Source organism: Bacillus sp. SIMBA_008, assembly GCF_046535495.1.
In the GTDB taxonomy this organism is placed as follows: domain Bacteria; phylum Bacillota; class Bacilli; order Bacillales; family Bacillaceae; genus Bacillus; species Bacillus subtilis.
Genome location: NZ_JAWRWL010000063.1, coordinates 1 through 404, shown reverse-complemented (window position 1 = coordinate 404; position 404 = coordinate 1). Strand labels below are relative to the sequence as shown.

Annotated in this window: 1 protein-coding gene and 1 pseudogene; both read left to right on the top strand. The window is 64.4% G+C overall.

Annotated elements, in window-relative coordinates; genetic code table 11:
* Nucleotides 1-222: pseudogene (locus tag SB658_RS22120) on the top strand (hypothetical protein); the annotation flags it as partial.
* Nucleotides 223-235: 13 nt separating this feature from the next.
* Nucleotides 236-404, top strand: a 169-nt coding sequence (locus SB658_RS22115; RefSeq protein WP_410602339.1) for a TetR/AcrR family transcriptional regulator, incomplete at its 3' end; no start/stop codon positions are given.

Here is a 404-nt window from a genome sequence, read left to right as displayed (position 1 = left end):
AGGAAAATGAAAACGATGAAGCCTCGTATCGTCGCGTACAAGCCGTTGCCCGATGTTGTTGTCGCGTACCTGCGCGAGCATGGTGTCGCGGTGCGTCCCGGCTCGGAGTTCGGACCGAGCGGTGAGGGCCGCCTCCGGTTGTCCTATGCGGCGTCCGATGATGCCATCCGCACCGGCGTCGCACGCATGGCGGAGGCACTGACCGCACTACGATCGTCCTGAGAGAAGGGGACTCATGCGCAGCGATACCGAACGCAACCGGCGACGCCTGATCAAGGCAGCGGCGTATCTGGTCGCCCGACGGGGTTCGTCCGTGCGCATGACCGATGTCGCCGAGCGTGCTGAGGTCTCACCTGCGACCGCCTACCGGCACTTCGGTTCGGTCGACGAGATCCTCTCGCAGT